Source organism: Paenibacillus sp. p3-SID1389, from assembly GCF_025151705.1.
Lineage (GTDB): Bacteria > Bacillota > Bacilli > Paenibacillales > Paenibacillaceae > Fontibacillus > Fontibacillus phoenicis.
On sequence record NZ_JALXVO010000009.1, the window covers coordinates 45730 to 62727 of the forward strand.

17 protein-coding genes and 1 riboswitch are annotated in these 16998 nt (G+C 57.2%); of the genes, 2 read left to right on the plus strand and 15 right to left on the minus strand.

Features of this window, described 5'->3' with window-relative positions; translation table 11 throughout:
* The first annotated feature begins 55 nt into the window (after positions 1-55).
* Positions 56-982 carry a transposase gene (locus M3G15_RS05830; protein ID WP_260070345.1) on the plus strand — a complete coding sequence of 309 codons (927 nt, stop codon included), beginning with the start codon at positions 56-58 and terminating at the stop codon, positions 980-982.
* 261 nt (positions 983-1243) lie between these two features.
* On the opposite strand, the gene ltrA is transcribed toward M3G15_RS05830, so the two are convergent.
* The 12 genes from ltrA to M3G15_RS05890 all read right to left on the minus strand — a co-directional run bounded on the left by ltrA (position 1244) and on the right by M3G15_RS05890 (position 12176).
* Complete coding sequence (gene ltrA / locus M3G15_RS05835) at positions 1244-2500, minus strand: group II intron reverse transcriptase/maturase (RefSeq protein ID WP_009227144.1); 1257 nt, start codon at positions 2498-2500, stop codon at positions 1244-1246.
* A 656-nt stretch (positions 2501-3156) separates the two neighbouring features.
* Positions 3157-3525 carry a hypothetical protein gene (locus M3G15_RS05840; RefSeq protein ID WP_260070346.1) on the minus strand — a complete coding sequence of 123 codons (369 nt, stop codon included), beginning with the start codon at positions 3523-3525 and terminating at the stop codon, positions 3157-3159.
* A complete protein-coding gene (locus M3G15_RS05845) occupies positions 3489-3836 on the minus strand; it encodes a hypothetical protein (RefSeq protein WP_009225099.1) in 348 nt (115 codons plus the stop codon). The genes M3G15_RS05840 and M3G15_RS05845 overlap by 37 nt, the downstream gene beginning before the upstream one ends.
* On the minus strand, positions 3833-4189 hold the full coding sequence (locus tag M3G15_RS05850) for an alpha-helical endospore appendage domain-containing protein (RefSeq protein ID WP_009225098.1): 357 nt from the start codon (positions 4187-4189) through the stop codon (positions 3833-3835). The genes M3G15_RS05845 and M3G15_RS05850 overlap by 4 nt, the downstream gene beginning before the upstream one ends.
* A 25-nt stretch (positions 4190-4214) precedes the next feature.
* Positions 4215-4502 carry a hypothetical protein gene (locus M3G15_RS05855; RefSeq protein WP_009225097.1) on the minus strand — a complete coding sequence of 96 codons (288 nt, stop codon included), beginning with the start codon at positions 4500-4502 and terminating at the stop codon, positions 4215-4217.
* 137 nt (positions 4503-4639) lie between these two features.
* Complete coding sequence (locus M3G15_RS05860) at positions 4640-5959, minus strand: glycosyltransferase family 2 protein (RefSeq protein ID WP_260070382.1); 1320 nt, start codon at positions 5957-5959, stop codon at positions 4640-4642.
* A complete protein-coding gene (locus M3G15_RS05865; protein WP_260070347.1) occupies positions 5949-7298 on the minus strand; it encodes a DUF3189 family protein in 1350 nt (449 codons plus the stop codon). The genes M3G15_RS05860 and M3G15_RS05865 overlap by 11 nt, the downstream gene beginning before the upstream one ends.
* A gap of 30 nt (positions 7299-7328) precedes the next feature.
* Positions 7329-8060 carry a sugar phosphate nucleotidyltransferase gene (locus M3G15_RS05870; protein WP_009225094.1) on the minus strand — a complete coding sequence of 244 codons (732 nt, stop codon included), beginning with the start codon at positions 8058-8060 and terminating at the stop codon, positions 7329-7331.
* Positions 8061-8098: 38 nt separating this feature from the next.
* The gene (locus tag M3G15_RS05875; RefSeq protein WP_260070348.1) at positions 8099-8842 is read right to left on the minus strand and encodes a glycosyltransferase family 2 protein; all 744 of its coding nucleotides are present in this window, start codon (positions 8840-8842) and stop codon (positions 8099-8101) included.
* The gene (locus tag M3G15_RS05880) at positions 8839-9975 is read right to left on the minus strand and encodes a glycosyltransferase family 2 protein (RefSeq protein ID WP_009225092.1); all 1137 of its coding nucleotides are present in this window, start codon (positions 9973-9975) and stop codon (positions 8839-8841) included. The genes M3G15_RS05875 and M3G15_RS05880 overlap by 4 nt, the downstream gene beginning before the upstream one ends.
* Before the next feature lie 7 nt (positions 9976-9982).
* Positions 9983-10813: a glycosyltransferase family 2 protein gene (locus tag M3G15_RS05885; protein WP_260070349.1), complete on the minus strand. Its 831-nt coding sequence runs from the start codon at positions 10811-10813 to the stop codon at positions 9983-9985.
* 184 nt (positions 10814-10997) lie between these two features.
* Entirely contained in the window at positions 10998-12176 is a 1179-nt protein-coding gene (locus M3G15_RS05890; protein WP_260070350.1) for a glycosyltransferase family 4 protein, read from the minus strand.
* Positions 12177-12400: 224 nt separating this feature from the next.
* On the opposite strand from M3G15_RS05890, the gene M3G15_RS05895 reads away from it, so the two are divergent.
* Positions 12401-13498: a YheC/YheD family endospore coat-associated protein gene (locus M3G15_RS05895; protein ID WP_260070351.1), complete on the plus strand. Its 1098-nt coding sequence runs from the start codon at positions 12401-12403 to the stop codon at positions 13496-13498.
* Between the two features lie 97 nt (positions 13499-13595).
* Here the strand turns inward: M3G15_RS05895 and M3G15_RS05900 are convergent, their stop codons facing one another.
* The 3 genes from M3G15_RS05900 to M3G15_RS05910 are packed head-to-tail and all read right to left on the minus strand — an operon-like array spanning position 13596 to position 16626.
* Positions 13596-14399, minus strand: a complete 804-nt coding sequence (locus tag M3G15_RS05900; protein ID WP_009225088.1) for an energy-coupling factor transporter transmembrane component T family protein — start codon at positions 14397-14399, stop codon at positions 13596-13598.
* A complete protein-coding gene (locus tag M3G15_RS05905) occupies positions 14396-16021 on the minus strand; it encodes an ABC transporter ATP-binding protein (protein ID WP_260070352.1) in 1626 nt (541 codons plus the stop codon). The genes M3G15_RS05900 and M3G15_RS05905 overlap by 4 nt, the downstream gene beginning before the upstream one ends.
* Complete coding sequence (locus M3G15_RS05910; RefSeq protein WP_036645141.1) at positions 16021-16626, minus strand: ECF transporter S component; 606 nt, start codon at positions 16624-16626, stop codon at positions 16021-16023. Before M3G15_RS05910 ends, M3G15_RS05905 begins: the two co-directional genes overlap by 1 nt.
* Before the next feature lie 108 nt (positions 16627-16734).
* Positions 16735-16846: riboswitch (TPP riboswitch) on the minus strand.
* Between the last annotated feature and the right edge of the window lie 152 nt (positions 16847-16998).

Here is a 16998-nt window from a genome sequence, read left to right on the forward strand (position 1 = left end):
GGGAACACACGTGCGTATTCAGTGACTAGAGGAACTTCAATTGGAGGGATCGGACATGGAATTAAGTACGAGCATGGAGCTTAAATCTATCAGCAGCCGTTTTCAAAGCGAGGCCGACTGTATCGAGGCGATTATCGCGATGAAATGGCCAAATGGCTTCGTCTGCCCGCGCTGTGCTTATACCGAGTGCACCCGTCTGTCCACTCGACATATTCCTTTATTTGAATGCGGAAAATGTGGCTATCAAGCCTCTCCTTTGGTCGGCACCATTTTTGAAAGAACCCATTTGCCTTTGGTGAAGTGGTTCCAAGCACTGGAGCTGTTTCTGCTCCCGGATGGCATCTCGGCGCTGCGGTTGAGTCAGGTAATCCAAGTGACCTACAAGACCGCTTGGCTCATGCTGCACAAAATCCGTCATACCCTCGGCGAATGTGAGGCGAAGGTTTTGCTCTCTGGAGAAGTAAAGGTGAGCCGCGATCAATATGGCACGGATACCAGACGCTTTCATCCAGCTTGTCAACCTTATGCCACCGCGGTTGTTGCCGGCTGCACGGTCACGGAGACTGGCGAACCCGAGCAAGTGAAGATTCAACTGATTCCGCATAAAAGAGGAGGGGGCGAGCAACAGGCTGACCGGAGCGATCTTGAGGCATTCATCAACAAGTATGTCGATGGACAACATACCTCAACCAAGCGGTGGTTCCCTTTCGTTTATCGAATGTATCTGCCCTTGCGGAGAGTCGTGAGACAAGCAAGAGACTCGATCCGACGCACGTATGTCGCCTTGGGGACAACGCATTTGCAGGCGTATTTGAATGAGTACACCGTCCGCCGTTACCTGCGCATGACTTGTTCCGAGGAAGAGATGCGCCAAAACCTGCTGAAAATGTGCTTGTCCATTCCTGCCATCCCTTACCGTGAGTTAATCGCCCATGGTCTGAACGCACGCCAGCTGAAGCCGTTCCTTGCAGCAGTCGCATAAGAATTGCAAGAAGTAAAGTGTATGGAGTATTACAAGAAGTACATGCAAGTAGTTAAGGAATTGACTCCTAGGCAACTTCAAATTTTTTTATACTGGACAGTTCCATCCCATTCTCTTCACTCCCTGATTCAAAGGGATAATGGTTAAAAAGGGGCTGAGAATGGCAATATGCCCCCCTCCCTATAATGAAGATAGGGGGAGGTGACTAACCTCCGTCCCTCTTACACCACCGTACGTACCGTTCGGTATACGGCGGTTCGTCTAAGTTGACCGCAAGTCGAAATAACGTTCCGAAAGACTGCGCAGACCTAAGGAGTCGAAATAATTCTTTCCTAAAGGTCTGTGCAAAATCGGACTGCATGCAATACGCCAGTACCCCTTTCGGGAATTTCCCCATTCATAGGCTTTATCTTTAGGCACTCCTAAAGATTGAAGCCTTTTTACTTTCGTTCTGGGATTCTTCCAGTGTTTCCAAATGCACATTCGCAGTCTTCGCCGTGTCCATTCGTCCAGCCTCTGGAATACGCTCGGTGTTTCGGCCAGTGCGAAGTGTCCGCACCATCCGATGAGATATTGGTTGAGTTCCTGAATCCGGCGTTCCATGGAAATGGATTTTCTTCTGGAAGTGATCTCCCGAATTTTCTTCTTCGCCTTCTGTAACGATTGGGGCGCGATACGGATTTTGGGGTCTTTGTTCACGGTGAAGCTGAACCCTAGGAACTTTCGTTTCCAGGGGCGATCGACTGCGCTTTTCTCATGGTTTACTTTAAGCTTTAGGGTCTGCTCAATGAACTTCGTGATTGAGGATTTCACCCTTTCACCTGCTTTGCGGGACTTCACGTAGATGTTGCTATCGTCTGCGTATCTCACAAAGCGCAGTCCTCGTTGCTCCAGCTCCTTATCCATCTCATCCAGTACGATGTTGGATAATAACGGGCTCAACGGGCCTCCTTGTGGGGTTCCCTCCTCTGTCTCCACTACGACTCCATTGATCATGACACCTGATTGCAAGTATTTCCGGATCAGTTTTAGCAGTGCTTTATCCGAGATTCGCTGTGCAATCTTTGCCATTAGTCGATCATGGTTCACGCGATCAAAGAATTTCTCCAAGTCTAAATCGACGACCCATCGATACCCTTCTCTCACATATTCTTTTGCTTGTCGAACAGCATCATGGGTGCTCCGCTTAGGGCGGAATCCATAACTATGCTCGGAGAACGTCGGCTCGAAGATCGGGCTTAGTACCTGCGCGATCGCTTGCTGGATGAAACGGTCTGTCACCGTAGGTATACCTAGCAACCTCACTCCGCCATTAGGTTTCGGGATTTCGACCCTTCGGACCGGTTGGGGTTCATAGGTGCCTTCCTCTAATGAACGCCGGATTTCTTGCCAATGAAGCTGCAGGTGCCTTCTCAGGTCTTTGACGGGCATTCCATCGACTCCATGGCTCCCTTTGTTCTTTTCCACACGCTTTAGTGCGATTCTAAGGTTGTCCGGTGACAGGACCCGTTCCATCATGGTCGATCTCTCCTTGCGTGAATGAAAGCTCCATCTTGTGCCGGGATTACACTCTGCCCTTCCGAAGTCCCCCGTGCATTCATCACTTCCTCCTTCGGATAAGTCCTTGCGGATTGTCTGCTTTCATTGCATAATCCCGAACGCCTTGGTTTCCATTCTCCTTGACGTTCTGTCCTTCCACAGCCCTCGCGACAAGCTGTGTACTATGACATCGGCTGACTTCTGCACGCTCAGCCTGCTCTCACGAACAGGGTTACGAAGTTTACTTCGCGTTTCGCGCAGACCTCCCCGGGTAAGAGCGTTATCTTCCTCTCCATCTACCCGCCTCATTTACTCTCATTCGCCTTCGGCAGTAAGGACTTTGACTTGTCATGCAGCCTCATCCAACGAATGCCAGCCTCATATGAGGTTCGTGTTCCTCGGGCCGGAGATTTGCCGCCGGCTTCCTTCAGATTCTACCTCGCGATAGAGACCCTTGCCTTAAGCTAATGGCTACTACTGCCTTCGCCATTCAGGACTTGAACCCTATAGATAACGCCCATGCCGGGCGCACATGAAATAACCGCTGCCGATGAACCGACAACGGTTAATAGATTTGATGCTAGATATCGATCTGATTTGCACCTATCAGATTGATTCTTTTCAGAGATGATACGTCAGACTTGATCCTTGTAGGCCATCTTATGCCCATCCTCGTAGCCTTGGGCGAAGCCGCTGTTAAACCCTTCTTGATAAGCCTCGTTATAGGCCTGATCGTAAATCGTCTTGTCTTCGGGCGTTGCCTGTTCCGCTACAGGCTCCGCAACCCCTGCTGCTGGGACCGTCAGAGCGGTGCGCCGGCGTCTTAATCTCCGTCTTCTTCTGCGATGTGTACGCGGCTTGTGCACCGCCTTGCGACGCTTGCGGCGGGCAAGGATCGTCTTACTTCTCCGCCTTAGGATCAGCTTCCGTTTTCTGCGGATCCGGACTTTTCTCGCCGTACGCGGCTTTACACGGCGGGTACGCCGGAGTTTGTTTTTTGCCATCCTTCTTCTTCCTCCTGTTCTCCTCGGGTAACGTCGTATGCTGCATAACAAGCGTCCATCATCCATGGCGGCGAAGGAGTTCCATATTTGACGCGATGAAAAGTTAACCCGCAAACCGTGCGAGCCATCGCTTCTTGATATTTGGTCAATTTATCGATATTTCCGGCAATATGCCTTGCGGCGTCCGGGGAGAGTTCGGTCACATCGGCGAGGCTGCCGAGAATCCGCGCCATCGCCTTCTGGCTTTGGCTTATGGCATCAACTAACCGGAGTTTCGCCTCCTCCCCGGCCTGAAGGGGGAACCTCGTCATTTGCCTGCCTCCAGATCAAAATCACCACCGTCGAACAATCCGCCGAATCCTCCGTCCAGGCCATCGCCGCTGCCTTCTGTCACATCGGGAGGAAGCACCGTTTTCAGGTTGCTGCACAGCCCATTTTGCAGCTTGGTCAGGCCCTCAATCACCTCCACGAGTTGATCGTGAACCTCCAGCGGGTCGGACAGCTGCTTTTCGTGATCCTCGAAACTGCTCTCCAGCACATGATTCAATATCCAGTTGCGCACCTTCTCGGACTCGACCGCCTTGGCCTCCAGTATCATCGCGACATTCCACTGGATTTTCGCGGCCGCATCCAGCATGTTCAGATAAGCCTGTTCCCTGCTCATGGCATCATACCCCGCTTCATTAACCTCACTCTTCTTCTTGGACCTTTAATTGCTTCATCACATGGCTCAAATTCTCGGCCATCGCTTCCTGTAAATCGGCAATGGCATTTAAGTAGGAGATCACGCTTTTGTTGATCCGACCCGAATTCTCCAATATGCCGGGCGTCCCATCGAACGCTGGCTCGGCGTCGGGAATCGCATGCACGATCTGCGCCATGCGTACAGCAACTTGTCGTTCCGCATCGATCACCCGCGCCATCTGCTGGTGAGAGTGGGCCATGTGCACGATGATCTCAGAAATTTTTTGCTCCACTCTGACTCCTCCTCAACTTAGGCCGGCCTTTACGCCGCGCTCTGATTAGCGGACTTCGGACACCAGCCCCAGGATGCCCTCCAATAACATATGCCGGTACGAATAAGCGCGTTCCTGTAGAGCCGGCTCGTTTCAGCCTATAAATCCTCACTCACGATGCGTTGCGGAGGCAGAATCGGCAGCCCCTCGGGATAGGCGGCCACTACGTTTTCCGGTACGGTTACCGAAGGCGTAAGCCCCCATGCGTTGAGCGTGTATTCCGAGATGATCTCCCGCCGTTGCCCCCGATCAATTTGATACCACCGTCCACTGCTGGCGACTACGATGCCGTCCGTTAAGCCCGCTTCGGTCGGCATTCCGCTACTTAAACCAGCCAGCTGCCCCGCTGAACGGGCCGGGCCGACGGGCAGTTGGACCAAATCCAGCACAGACAGCCGCAGCGGCACCGGCATCGTGTCAGCCGCCGCCGGATGCACAGGATGGCGAACACCATGCTCCAGCCAGTGTACGCCTCCCTTTACATCCCGAACCCGCACGTGAGTCGGGAAGAAATCGGCCGCCCTTAGCGTCCGTTCCTCGCGCCAATCGGTCATCCTCGCATAGAGGGCGTGCAAATCTCCCCATTTTTCACGAAAGAAATGGTGGTTGCGGGTATTCACTTCCTGAAACTGCTGATTGCCTAATCCTTTCATCGTCATGCTTCCGTAATGATGGACGAAGGTGTCCTCAGCGATCACCAGCTTCTTTCCTTGCAGGCGCAATCGGGCGACCCAATCCTCGTCCTCGAAATTGCCGATCTCATATCCTTCGTCGAAATAACCAACTTGCTCCAGCGTCGCTCGCGGAAAGGCTACGCAGAACCCTACCAGCCGATCGGTCATGTGCCACTTCATCGGATCCGAACGGTTGTACAAAGCAGCAAAAGCCGGCATATCCGCCACGTCCTCATAGGGAACGTCAATTTGCTGCTCGCCGCTGATGTAATTCGTTACCGGCCCAACTGCGGCTGCTTGAGGAAACTGACGAAGGCATGCCAGCAGTTGATCCAGCCAGCGCTCCGTCACCAGTACATCGTTGTTCAGAAGCACAATTGTATTCCCCTTGGCCATCATCAGTCCGGTATTTACGGCGCGGGCGAACCCCAGGTTCTGCGGATACACCGCCAGCCGCACCCGACCCGGCCGCCGCCGAACCGCTGTCGCCGTTCCATCGGTCGACCCGTTGTCAACGATAATGACCTCATACGGTGTAGACGTATATCGATCGATATGATCCAAGCACTGCAGCAGCAGGTCTCTGCGATCACAGGTCGGTATGATGATACTCGTGATTTCCTGGCGGTCAGCAAATGCTCGGTAGCCTTCTTGAACTCCGTAAGCATAGCCGGCAACGTATCCTTGATCGTAGGTTTTTGAACCGAGTCTAGCTTGCATCTTGGTTTTTCCGTCAAACTCCATTTGCACCGATGTGCACCTCCCCGAGCTGCGGCCATGCCGCCTCGCCTTTTATCAGTTTGTCGGCTAAATGTCCCATATCCAGCGCCACTTTGCCCAGCTCTCCGGAGAGCCGTGTGCAGATCATCACGGCAGCCACTCCGGCCGCAACCAAAGCCAAATCAAAGTCCGGAAATTCCCGGAGGCGCATCGCGACTCTCGGCACATCGGCTACACCCTGCACCGGAGCAAGCCAACCAACAACCTGCACGCTGCGCTGCCCAAGAAATCCCGCCAACACTTCCGCCTGATTCCCGATCAGCAAGACGCGCCGGCCATGCAGCAGTCTCGTTAAATAACCTCCGGCATTTAATTCATAATTCACGGTTGAAGTGGTCAAGCGTAAACCGCGGTAATCGATTCCATAGTGGCGCAGCACCGGGAACAACAGCCCTTGATAGGAAGGATGCCGGGATTCCGGAACCCCGATAATATCCGCAGCCCTTATCGCGGCTGCCAACGCTTCGCGCGCTGCTGGATCGGGCAAATGCACGCCTGCATAGGGCAAAAAAGCCCCCCGGCGGAGCGCTTCCTCGGTGGAAATTACCGTATCGTGCGCCAAGGTGAGCAGTTCTCCGTCGCCGAGACGGACAATCGACAGCGGCCGGCCTTCCCGCAGCGCCCCCTCCGCAGCGGCGAACACCTCTGCTGGCGTAAGCAGCGGATAAAGCTGCCCGGCGACGGTCGGGAAACCCGCGGCAATGACGTCGTCCACCCAGATTTCGGGCAGCAGCATATAGCGGGGAATTAAGCGGCCCAGCTTGGCTTCCCCGCCTTCAAACAAACCTTCGCGGTAGCCGGCCTCGAAGGCGGCGGCGCGAACCCGCTCCGCTTCCGCCGCAGACCAGGCGGCTCCGGAAGCGCCCAGCGAGGCCGGCCCGGGTGCGGGCAATAGCGGCGGCGGAATTGCGGCCGGGCCAGGCGAAAGGGCCTTAGCGGCCCGGTCTTGGCGACCCCCCGGGCCGCTAATGCGGCTTGCAGCGCCGGCACTGCCCGTGCCGTCGGTACCGGCCATGGCGCCGGTACCGATCATACCGCCGGCATAGCCCGCCGCCTGCCGGTACCGCCGCCAAGCCGCCGCGCGAGCTCCGCGACGCCCGAAGCGCCCGAGGCGCCCGCTGCGGCGCCGGCGGCTGCCGTGACGCCGGCGCAACGCGGCCTTGCCGGCGACGTTCCGGTTAGCGCGGCCGTTCTTCCACCGGCCGGCAGACCGGCGGACCGTTGCGGCCGCAGCTGCGCTACCGGTGCCCCGCCGGCCGAGAGTTTTGCGGCTGGTGCCCGCCGCATTGTCGCGTGTAGCCATCCCGTGCCTCCTTTCCGGCTTCCCTATCGCTTAGGGAAGTACGCCTTTCATATGAATTGCGGCTTCCTGCAGCGATTCAAACGTGCCGGCGTCTCCCCACCACAATTGGAGCACGTCGAACTCGAGCTTTCCGTCCCGCGCGTAGCGGTTGTTCACGTCCGTAATCTCCAGCTCGCCGCGGGCAGAACGTTCGATGCTGCGGATAATGCCAAATACGCTGTCATCGTACATGTAAATACCGGTAACCGAATATTTCGACTTCGGCTTCTTAGGCTTTTCTTCGATATAGGCAATATGTTCCGGGGCGTCTTCAGCAAACACCGGCACGCCGTAACGCCGAGGATCATCCACCGGCTTCAGCATCACCCGTGCGCTGCCCAGCGGCTGCTGCTTAAATCGCTCCACGTATGGCGTTAAATCGTCCAAGAACAGGTTGTCACCCAACAGCACAACGAATTTGCTGCCGCGCGGGATAAACCCTTCAGCCAGCTCCAGAGCTTCAGCAATTCCGCCGGCCGATTCCTGGATGCGATACGTCAGGTTGACTCCAAAGTTCTCCCCGCTGCCAAGGAAGTCAGCGTACATCCCTGCGGATTGTTTGCCGATCACAATGAGGATGTCGGTGATTCCAGCTTGACGCAGCCGTTCTATGCCGTAACAGACCATCGGATAATTCCCGACCGGAAGCAGATGCTTGTTGATCAATCGGGTCAGCGGGTATAGACGCGTGCCGGTGCCCCCCGCCAAAATCACACCTTTCATGAACGCTCCTCCCTTACCTTAAAAATTTGGGGCTCCCATTAAATAAATTGCCAAGGATCTACGCCCCATTTTTCGATAAACCGCATACGGTTCCGTTCTATAAGCTCGTTCCACCCTTCCGGATGGCGGGTTTTAAAGCTGGCGCTGCCTTCATGGTACACCAGCGTATCGCCGCAAATGAGCAGACGGTAACCTAGCTGCCGAGCGCGGTAGCAGTAGTCGTCATCTTCATAATGGCCGGGCGAAAACCGTTCATCGAATCCTCCTGCCCGCTCCAGTACCTCCCGCTTAAAGAGCAGGCACATGCCGATCAGCCGTTGGACTTCCTGCCATTTCACCGGATCCGAATGGTTATGGCGCTCGGCGATTTGGGCGAAATCCTCACCTTCCGCCCAGTTGATCGCCACCTGCTGCCGTCCGCTGGCATAATTGGTCACCGGGCCGACGAGGCCGACATCAGCGGCGCTGTGCAGCGCCAGCAGCAGATTCGAGAGCCATCGCGGGGAGACGAGGACATCATTATTAAGAACGAGGAGGTGATCGCCCGAAGCGACGGACAATCCTCGGTTCACGGCGACCGGAAAACCTTCATTGCGCGGCAGCGCCACCAGGATCAGGCGCTCGCTCAGACAGAACGATGCCGTGTCGTCCTCGGAGCCGTTGTCCACCACAATGATCTCATAGGGAGTCTCCGTATACTGGCGGATCGCCGCCACGCAAGGGGCAAGCAAGTGCAGCCCGTTATAGGTCGGAATGATGATACTCGTTACTCCAGCCGTCATCGGGCATTCCTCACTTTCGCCAATTCACTCCGGCCCAGTGTGGAAAATCGCAACCGGACACCTTCCGTTTTCATAACCTCGCCAAGCGCCTCGAGATGGTCGCCAACGATCATCTGCGCGACCGCATTGCCTGCCCCGCTGTTGCTGGTGCGGAGACGGTTCTTGCGGATAACGTCCACGGAAATCGGCGCTACTGCCTTCAGTCCACGAACCAACGCCAGCGCCTGGGCTTTCGGAGGAACGACCAGCGCAGTGATGCCCACCGTCCGCACAGCGCGGCGGGACAAAGCGTTTGGCACCGCAGTTAACGAGTTCGCCTTCAACTCCGGATGTCCCAGCGCCAGATTCAGGAATGCCTTGCAGCGCGTCACCTCATCCTGCTGGGAGAACGGCGGCAGATGCGGCGTCAAATCGTTGAGAGCCAAATCCTCCCCCCGGTCGATCGCGATCAAAAAAGCAGCCAGATCCTCTGCGGCAACACACATATCCCCGTCCGTGAACAGCAAAATATCTCCGGTGGCTACCGCTGCCCCAATCGCCCGTCCTACGTCATGCCCTAACCGTTCGGGGAAGCTCAGCCGCGTGATACGCGGATCCCGATCCACGACGGCAAAGCTTGCGTCATTACAACCATTCAGGACGACAATGATCTCATGCAGAGGCAACTTGCGGAGCTCCGCCAAAACCGCCGGCAACGTCTTCTCCTCATTACTCGCCGTCACGATGGCCGAGGCACGGCCCTTCAGCGGCAGCGGAATCCACGGCTTACTAAGCCCGGCCGCATGGGCATAACCGCGGCGATACGCCAAGGAGGCCGTCAGCAAAGCCGTGAAAGGCAGTTGGTCCACCCGCTCCGCCTGCGCCCACGCTTGAAAACAATCCTGCATATGAGGCGAACCCTTCTCCGCCCCATCCTGTGCTGCCACCGCACGGACTCCTGCGGCCCAAGCTTTGGCTTTGAGGCGTTGGAGCGGGGCGCTGGCATATCTTTTCCCCGTCGACGGACGGGCCAAACGGCGGCCTTTGCGGATGAAGCCGCTCGTTCTCCGGCTTGCTGCTCCGCGCAAGCGGGTCAGCGATCCGCTTCTTCGTTTCCGACGATGCTTCATCGTTTGCCTAGTTACCATGACCATCAATGGTTCACCTCACCTTACCGCGCTGCCGGCCCAGATCGCTGTATCCGCCGCGCGGTCCCAGCTGGCGGAGCAGCCAATGGATGGCCTCCAGATGATCCCCTGCCACCAATGCGGTCAGCGGATCGACGCGACTTCCCTTGTTCCATATTCGTCCCCGGGCAGGATTCAGCTTGCCGACGGGGACGGTATGCACCGGCTGGACGTTTAACCCCAGCCGGATCGCTCTAGCTAAGGCGAGCGGCGGAACCTCCAGCGTATCCAAGCCGACGGTGCCCACCGCTGTTCGGCTCATCGCATGCGGGACCGCCGTTAAGGAAGCTCCACGCAGGTCAGGGCGCTGCAGCACACCGTTCAGGACGTGTTTGGCCAGAATGACCGGATGAGCCACCTTCCCTCGCGCCGGGCCGGAGTAGCCGTTCAGCGCCACGTCGACACCCATCAGCACCGCGGTGACAAAAGGCCGCAGCTCCCGAGCCGGAATCACCATATCGGCGTCGATGAACAGCAGCGCTTGACCGCGGGCCGCCTCCGCCCCAACGCGCCGGCCCACATCATGTCCCAGCGGCTCCGGTACGTGGATGACGCGAGCGCCGCAGGCTTCAGCCAGCGCGGCGGTCCCGTCGGTTGAGCCGTTAACAACGACGATCGTCTCGCTGCGCGGATGCACCCGGCTGGCTTCGCGCAGAACGCTGGCGATCGTCGCCCTTTCATTCATCGCCGGAATGATGATGGATACGATGGGATCGGGATGATTGACCAAACGCGGCAGCACTTTTTTGCGCTGAATCGGTTTGCGGTTCAGTCGGATGCGCGGCGGCTTGCGTTTTTTGACCACATCAATTTCCTCCCAAAAACATAATAATACCGGAGCATATACCTCAGTGTATGTCTGGCCGGGGGGCTGGTAACGGCAAACGTACAGTTGTCCTGACGAATGCGGCACAGGCCCTGCTGTGAGCCAAAAGAAAAAAACGCCTTTCGGCGTTTTCCTAAGATTAGCTATGGATATCCAGACATCGTCAGTTTTTGGCGCTGCGGCGGCCTGCGTTCGTCTGAATCCCTCTAGCGCGAACGAGACTTACCCAACGGTCTGCGGCGTGCTCCCAGCGGTAATGACGACGAACGATTTCTCGGCTGGCCCGGCCGATGACTTGACGAAACTCCTCTTCCTCCAGCAGCAGTACGATCCGATCTGCCAAGCTGTCCCCCGCCCCTTCGGCGAGCAGACCATCTACCGCAAATTCGAGCACCGGGGCGTCGCTGGCGTCCAGCATGGGCAAGCCGGCGGCCATCGCTTCGATGCGCGTTAACATCGACGCCGGCTCATCGCCCGGTAACAGCACCAGGCAATCCGCCAAGAGGTACCTGTCCGAGATGGAATAGGGCGACCCGGCCGGCAGGCAGGCAATCCGTTCCGGAGCGTAGGCGGCAAGCCCATGCTGCTTCGGTCGTTCAAGCAATTCACGGGAAGACCCGGATCCGGGGGAGTCGGCGGCAAGGAACACCAACATCGCCTCCGGTACGCGATCCAGCACTTCCGTAAGAGCCGAGACAATGTGCCCCTCATCCCTAAGCGGCGGCCAACTGCCGGCCAGCAGAACGATTTTGCGGTTCGTCCATCCCAGCTCCATCAGCCGCTGCTGACGCTGCTGTTCCCCATCTGGCGTCCAACGCAGCACCGCCTGCTCCTCTAAGCTCGCCCCCGGCAAATGCACCCATACCGGAGTGACCAAGGAGGGGAACTGCGCCAGCAACTCGGCTTTAGTCCGTTCACTGCCGACGATCAGGCCGTCCACGCTTTCCAGAATTTGCGTCGGACATGCCTTGGGATGGCAGGGAGGAGAAAAGATCCGGGCAGAGGGCAACGTCAACAGTACGCGGGAGAGTGGAAGCCGAGCTTTAAGTTGACAGGCCAGCAGCGGTCGGCCATGAACGTCCACCGTATCCGGCCGCCACTTGCGCAAGTGCCGCAGCAGTGACTCCAGGTAGAGACGTCCTCCGGGCAAGCAATAAAAAGGGACGCCCCCCATCCAGCCTTGGGACGGTAAATGCCCGTCAGCAACGCCAAAGAGGCGAATGTGCAGCTGCTCTGCCGCATGAGGGAGCATTCGTTCCAGCACCCTCTTCACTGGACGGTGTTTTCCTGATGCAGCCGCAAGGGCGTCAGGCGCGATCACCGCGACTTTTTCCCGATCCATGTGAAGTCCCCCTCCTTACCGTTTCGCTTGCATTCGATATCCTAAATATACGAAAACCTCCCGGCAATTGTGACACCTTCTTGGAAGATGAGCCTAATTTGCCAAAGGCGACGATCCATCCGCAGTTCGCCCGAAAACAGGCGGCTGTCGCAGCACAGTCGTCCACGCTAATGAACCGGGACAACATACACTGAAGGAAGACGCACGGGAAGGAGGAAACCCACTTGAGTCAGGACACTATCGGAATCCTGCTGAATTCCAGCATGTACCGAGGGATCCCCACGCGCAGAACTGGCCAAGAGTGGATCACAGGGTATGAAGAAGCGGCGCGGGAATATGGATTAACCCCCGTTTTCTTGCGTCTTGCTGGCATCGATCCGGCAGGGGCCAGATGTGTCGCGTATGTTTATAATGGCATCGAATACGTAGAGCAACAGCTGCCCTTGCCTGCGGTGATCCATAACCGAGCGTTATACCCCAGACTCGCAGCTCGAAAAAGACTCCAATCCCTGAATGCCCGGGGCATCACGATCTTTAATACGACCAACCGTTATGGAAAAGACTTCATCCACCGCTTGCTTTGGGGCGCTCCTCACTTGCGGCCGTACCTTCCGGCGGCGATGCCGTTAAACTCCGGCAACTTGCGGAAAATGATGTCCCGCCATAGTGACCTCATCCTAAAGCCGATCCGCGGCTCCGTTGGCCATGGCGTAATGCGATTGCGATATATGCCGTCGTCAGGGTGGGAACTCACTTATGCTTCGCCACTAGGCAAGCAGCAATGGAGGACGGTTCGACTGCACCGGGGACAACTGCCGCCCTGGGCCCGGCGCATGCTACGGCGTACGCCGTATCTCGTGCAAGAGCGTATTCCGCTGGCGGAATACGAGCAGCGCCCCATCGATCTGCGGATCACCGTCCAGCGGGGCGGCGGAGGCGATTGGAGCGTGACCGGGCGCTTCGCCAAAGTCGCTGCTGCAGGCAGCTTTGTGTGTAACCTCGCCAGAGGCGGCGAAGCCCTTCCCGCTGAGGAGCTGCTGGCCAAAGCGCTCCCGGAGCGGATCGTCCCGGCGGCCCTTGCTCACGTCAATGAGCTTGCCCTGACCATCTCCCGCTATCTGGGCAACCGTCTCCCGCATCTCGCCGACCTGGGGCTGGACATTGGCTTAACCGCAAGCGGGAAGCCTTACTTTATCGAATGCAATGGGCGTGACCAGCGTTACGGCTTTCGAAAAGCCGGATTGCTGGATGCTTGGAAGGATTCGTATCGTCAGCCGATGGCTTACGCCCGTTATTTGTTAGACCAATCGGACCGGGCCTAGCCAAATGACCAAAGCCCAAAAAAAAGGGCAGATTCCTCTCCACAGAGCAGGCTGCAAACCGCCTCCGGAAGGAATCATGCCCTTTCGTTTCATAGATTTAATGATAACGGACATCCGCAATGTGAAATGGCGGGTACAAGACCGCCAGCAAGTAAGCTGCAGCCGCAAACAAGGCGATGAGCAGCAATGTCAGCACATCGTACCGGGAATAGGAAGTCGGGTAATAATACGTGCGCGGCCGATTCCCGTCGAACGCTTTCGCTTCCATGGCGACAGCAACGCGATGGGCCCGCCGGATGCTCTGGGATAGCAGCGGCACAGCATACAGCTTCGCATGCGCGACAAGGCCGGGCAGTCCGCGCGGACGGCGAACGCCGCGGATCAGCAGCGCATTGCGTCGGACAAGCAGCTCCTCCCAGACCATGGGAAGTAGCCGGACCGAGGCCATAAAGCTGTAGGCGTATTTTGGCGGCAGCTTCGCCTGCTGCATCAGCGCGTAAAACAAGGCGACCGAAGGAGTCGTCAACACGAACAACAGCCCTTCGGCGGCAAAGGCCACCGCTTTAAACCCGATATGAATCCCCCGGTAAAAGCTTTCTTCGGAGATGCGGAACAATCCCCACGACCACCAAATTTCCGTCCCTTTGCCAAACAGAATCATCGTCGCCGCTGAGGAGGCAAAAATCAGCGCAAAGGGGAACAGAAGCAAGGCGACTTTCCAGGGCTCATATCCGCTGAACAGGAACAGCAGGAACGTAAACAAGATCGCCTGATAAAAAATAAAATCGAGCCGGTGCGTAAATAACGTCAGCAGAAACAGCAGGATCATCAACGCCAGCTTGGCGGCCGGATTCGCCTGGTGCAGCCAAGTCCGCCGCTTCGGGGTCAGAAAACGTCTCATCTTGATATCACCGCCTCTGGACCGGAACTCCCGTGTTGTTTGATTTTCGCGGAGGTGGTATCCGCTCCCCGTCCGGCCGATCCATTTGATCCAGGTGACTCACCGGCACCTGCCGGAGATCGATCCACCCGCCGGGTCAACCGCTGCGACGTTAGCCGTCCGTCCCGCACCTCCCAATGCTGGGTGGCCACCTGCTCCGCAATCCGCTCTTCATGGGTAACCATAAGAATCGCCGTCCCGCGCCGGCGCAACGCCTCGCATAGCTGCAGGATGGCGAACGTGTTCGCCGCATCCTGGCCGAAGGTCGGCTCATCTAGCAACAGCAGCCGTTGCTCGCGCACCGCAGCCGCAGCCACGCTAAGACGCCGCTTCTGGCCCAGCGACAACTGGTAAGGATGCCGCATCTCCAAGCCGGTTAGACCAAACTGCTCCAGATACGCCGTCACCCGACGGTTCAGCGCATCGCCGCCAAGTCCGTCCTCCCTCAGCGAGAAGGCGACTTCGTCCACCACCCGATCGGCGACAAACTGAAACTCCGGATTCTGGAACACAAATCCGATCTCACGAGCGGTCGACTCCAGCATTCGTCTGCGGGCACGGCGGCTGAGCTTCCCTGTCTCGATCCGCTTTCCCTGCAGCACGAATGCTCCCTCTGATGGCAACAAGCCGATCAGGCTGAGCAACAGCGAGCTTTTCCCAGCACCGTTAGGTCCTGTGATCGCAATCCAATCCCCGGGATACACGGCGGCTTGCCCGACTTCAATCACCGGCCGCCCTTGCCGGAACCCGCAAAAATCGGTCAGTTCCACGGCGGCAGGTCCATCCAATCGCCGTTCATCTTTCACCGGCTCTAGCAATCGACGGCCGGCTTCGGTGGCAAAATACGCCTCCCAGACGCCGGGATACCAGATCCCAAACTCAATGAGCTCGGAACGGTACGTGTCAAACGCTACGTCCGGTGCCCCCTCGCCCAGCACCTGCCCGTCCGGTCCAAACAACACGACGCGGTCAACGAGACCCAGTGCCGTCAACTCCTCGATCCGGTGCTCCACGATAATCAAGGTGCGATCCTCGGCCACCTTGGCGATCGCTTGCCAGATTTGCTCGCGGCCCTGCGGGTCCAGCAAAGCCGAAGGCTCATCCAGCAGCAGCACCTCCGGATCGCCAAGCAGCACCGATGCGAGCGCCAACCGTTGCTTCATCCCTTGGGACAGCGAATCGATCGGCACATGGATCTCAGGCAGGTCCAGGCCCACCTTGGCCAATGCGGCCTGCATCCGCGCGGGCATATCCTGCTTCGGCACGCCTAAATTTTCTAAGGCAAAAGCCAACTCCTCATCCACATAAGGCATACAAAACTGCGTATCCGGATCCTGGAACAGAAAGCGCCACGACGAGGGAAGCTGCTGCGCGGACGTGCGCATCGGAATCTCTACCAAGTCTGGAATGATGCCGCTCAGCACCTGGAGCAGCGTCGATTTGCCGCATCCGCTGGGACCCAGCAGCAGCACATGCTCCCCGCGCCGCACCGAGAAATCCAAATCCTTAAACACAAACCGGTCTTCACCCGGGAACTTGAGCCGCAGCTCCCGGACCTCAGCTGCCGTCGTTTCCTTCCGCATCAGTCATTCAACGCCGCATAGTCTTTCGGATCAACCGGTCGCAGCAGCGTCGTAACCCCTGTCGCCTCTACGGCCTTCACGACGGCATAAGCGAAGTACCCGCAGATCAGCGCCGAGCTGACGGCCCGCATCGCATATTTGGCGGTCAAGAGCCATGGCTCGTAATCCTGCACATATCCGTAGAAGAAATCCGGGATAACCGAACCCACGGCAGCTCCGATCCCGGCTAATGCAGCAACGGAGCCGGAAAATTTCCGATACCGGAACGCAGCGAACACCAGCTCCGCCCCTAAGCCTTGCAGCACGCTGTAAAGAATCAGCTGAACTCCCCATTCGCTGCCGAACAAAATTTCCACATGGGCCGCAGCGACCTCCGCGATCAACGCCACCCCCGGTTTGCGGATCAGCAAGAACACCAGCGTTGCAGCCAGGAACCACATTCCGTACACCAGTTCATCGGCCTGGAAGAACAGGGGGGAGAACAAATTGTACACCGAGCTCCAGAAGTGATACACCACGCCCAGCACCAACGAAACCAACACCGTCACCAGCACATCGCTTAGCTTGAGGCCACGCCCCGTTCTTTTTTGAACAACCTCCGACATCTTCATCTCTCCTCTTGATCATTTGGTTTAAATCCTCGCATCGTAAAAAAAACCGCCTGAATAAGCTCAGACGGCGGTCAGGTCACGGGGGCGCACGTAGGCACAAAAAGTCCCGGACGATCGATTCTCTACGCTGGCATTATCCAGATCAGATTAACGGTCCGCGGCGCAATATGCCGCTATCTCAGCCTGATTCGCTCAAGCCCCCGTATCCCTATGCGATTGATATAAACATACACCAACTCCGCCCAGGCATCAAGCCTAAATTTGTACAAATCTGTAAACTAGGAGTTACCCGTCCTGTATTGATTTCGGCCTGATTCTGTGTCAAGATAAGCGGAAGTGGCAACGAATTCATCAATACCAATGCAG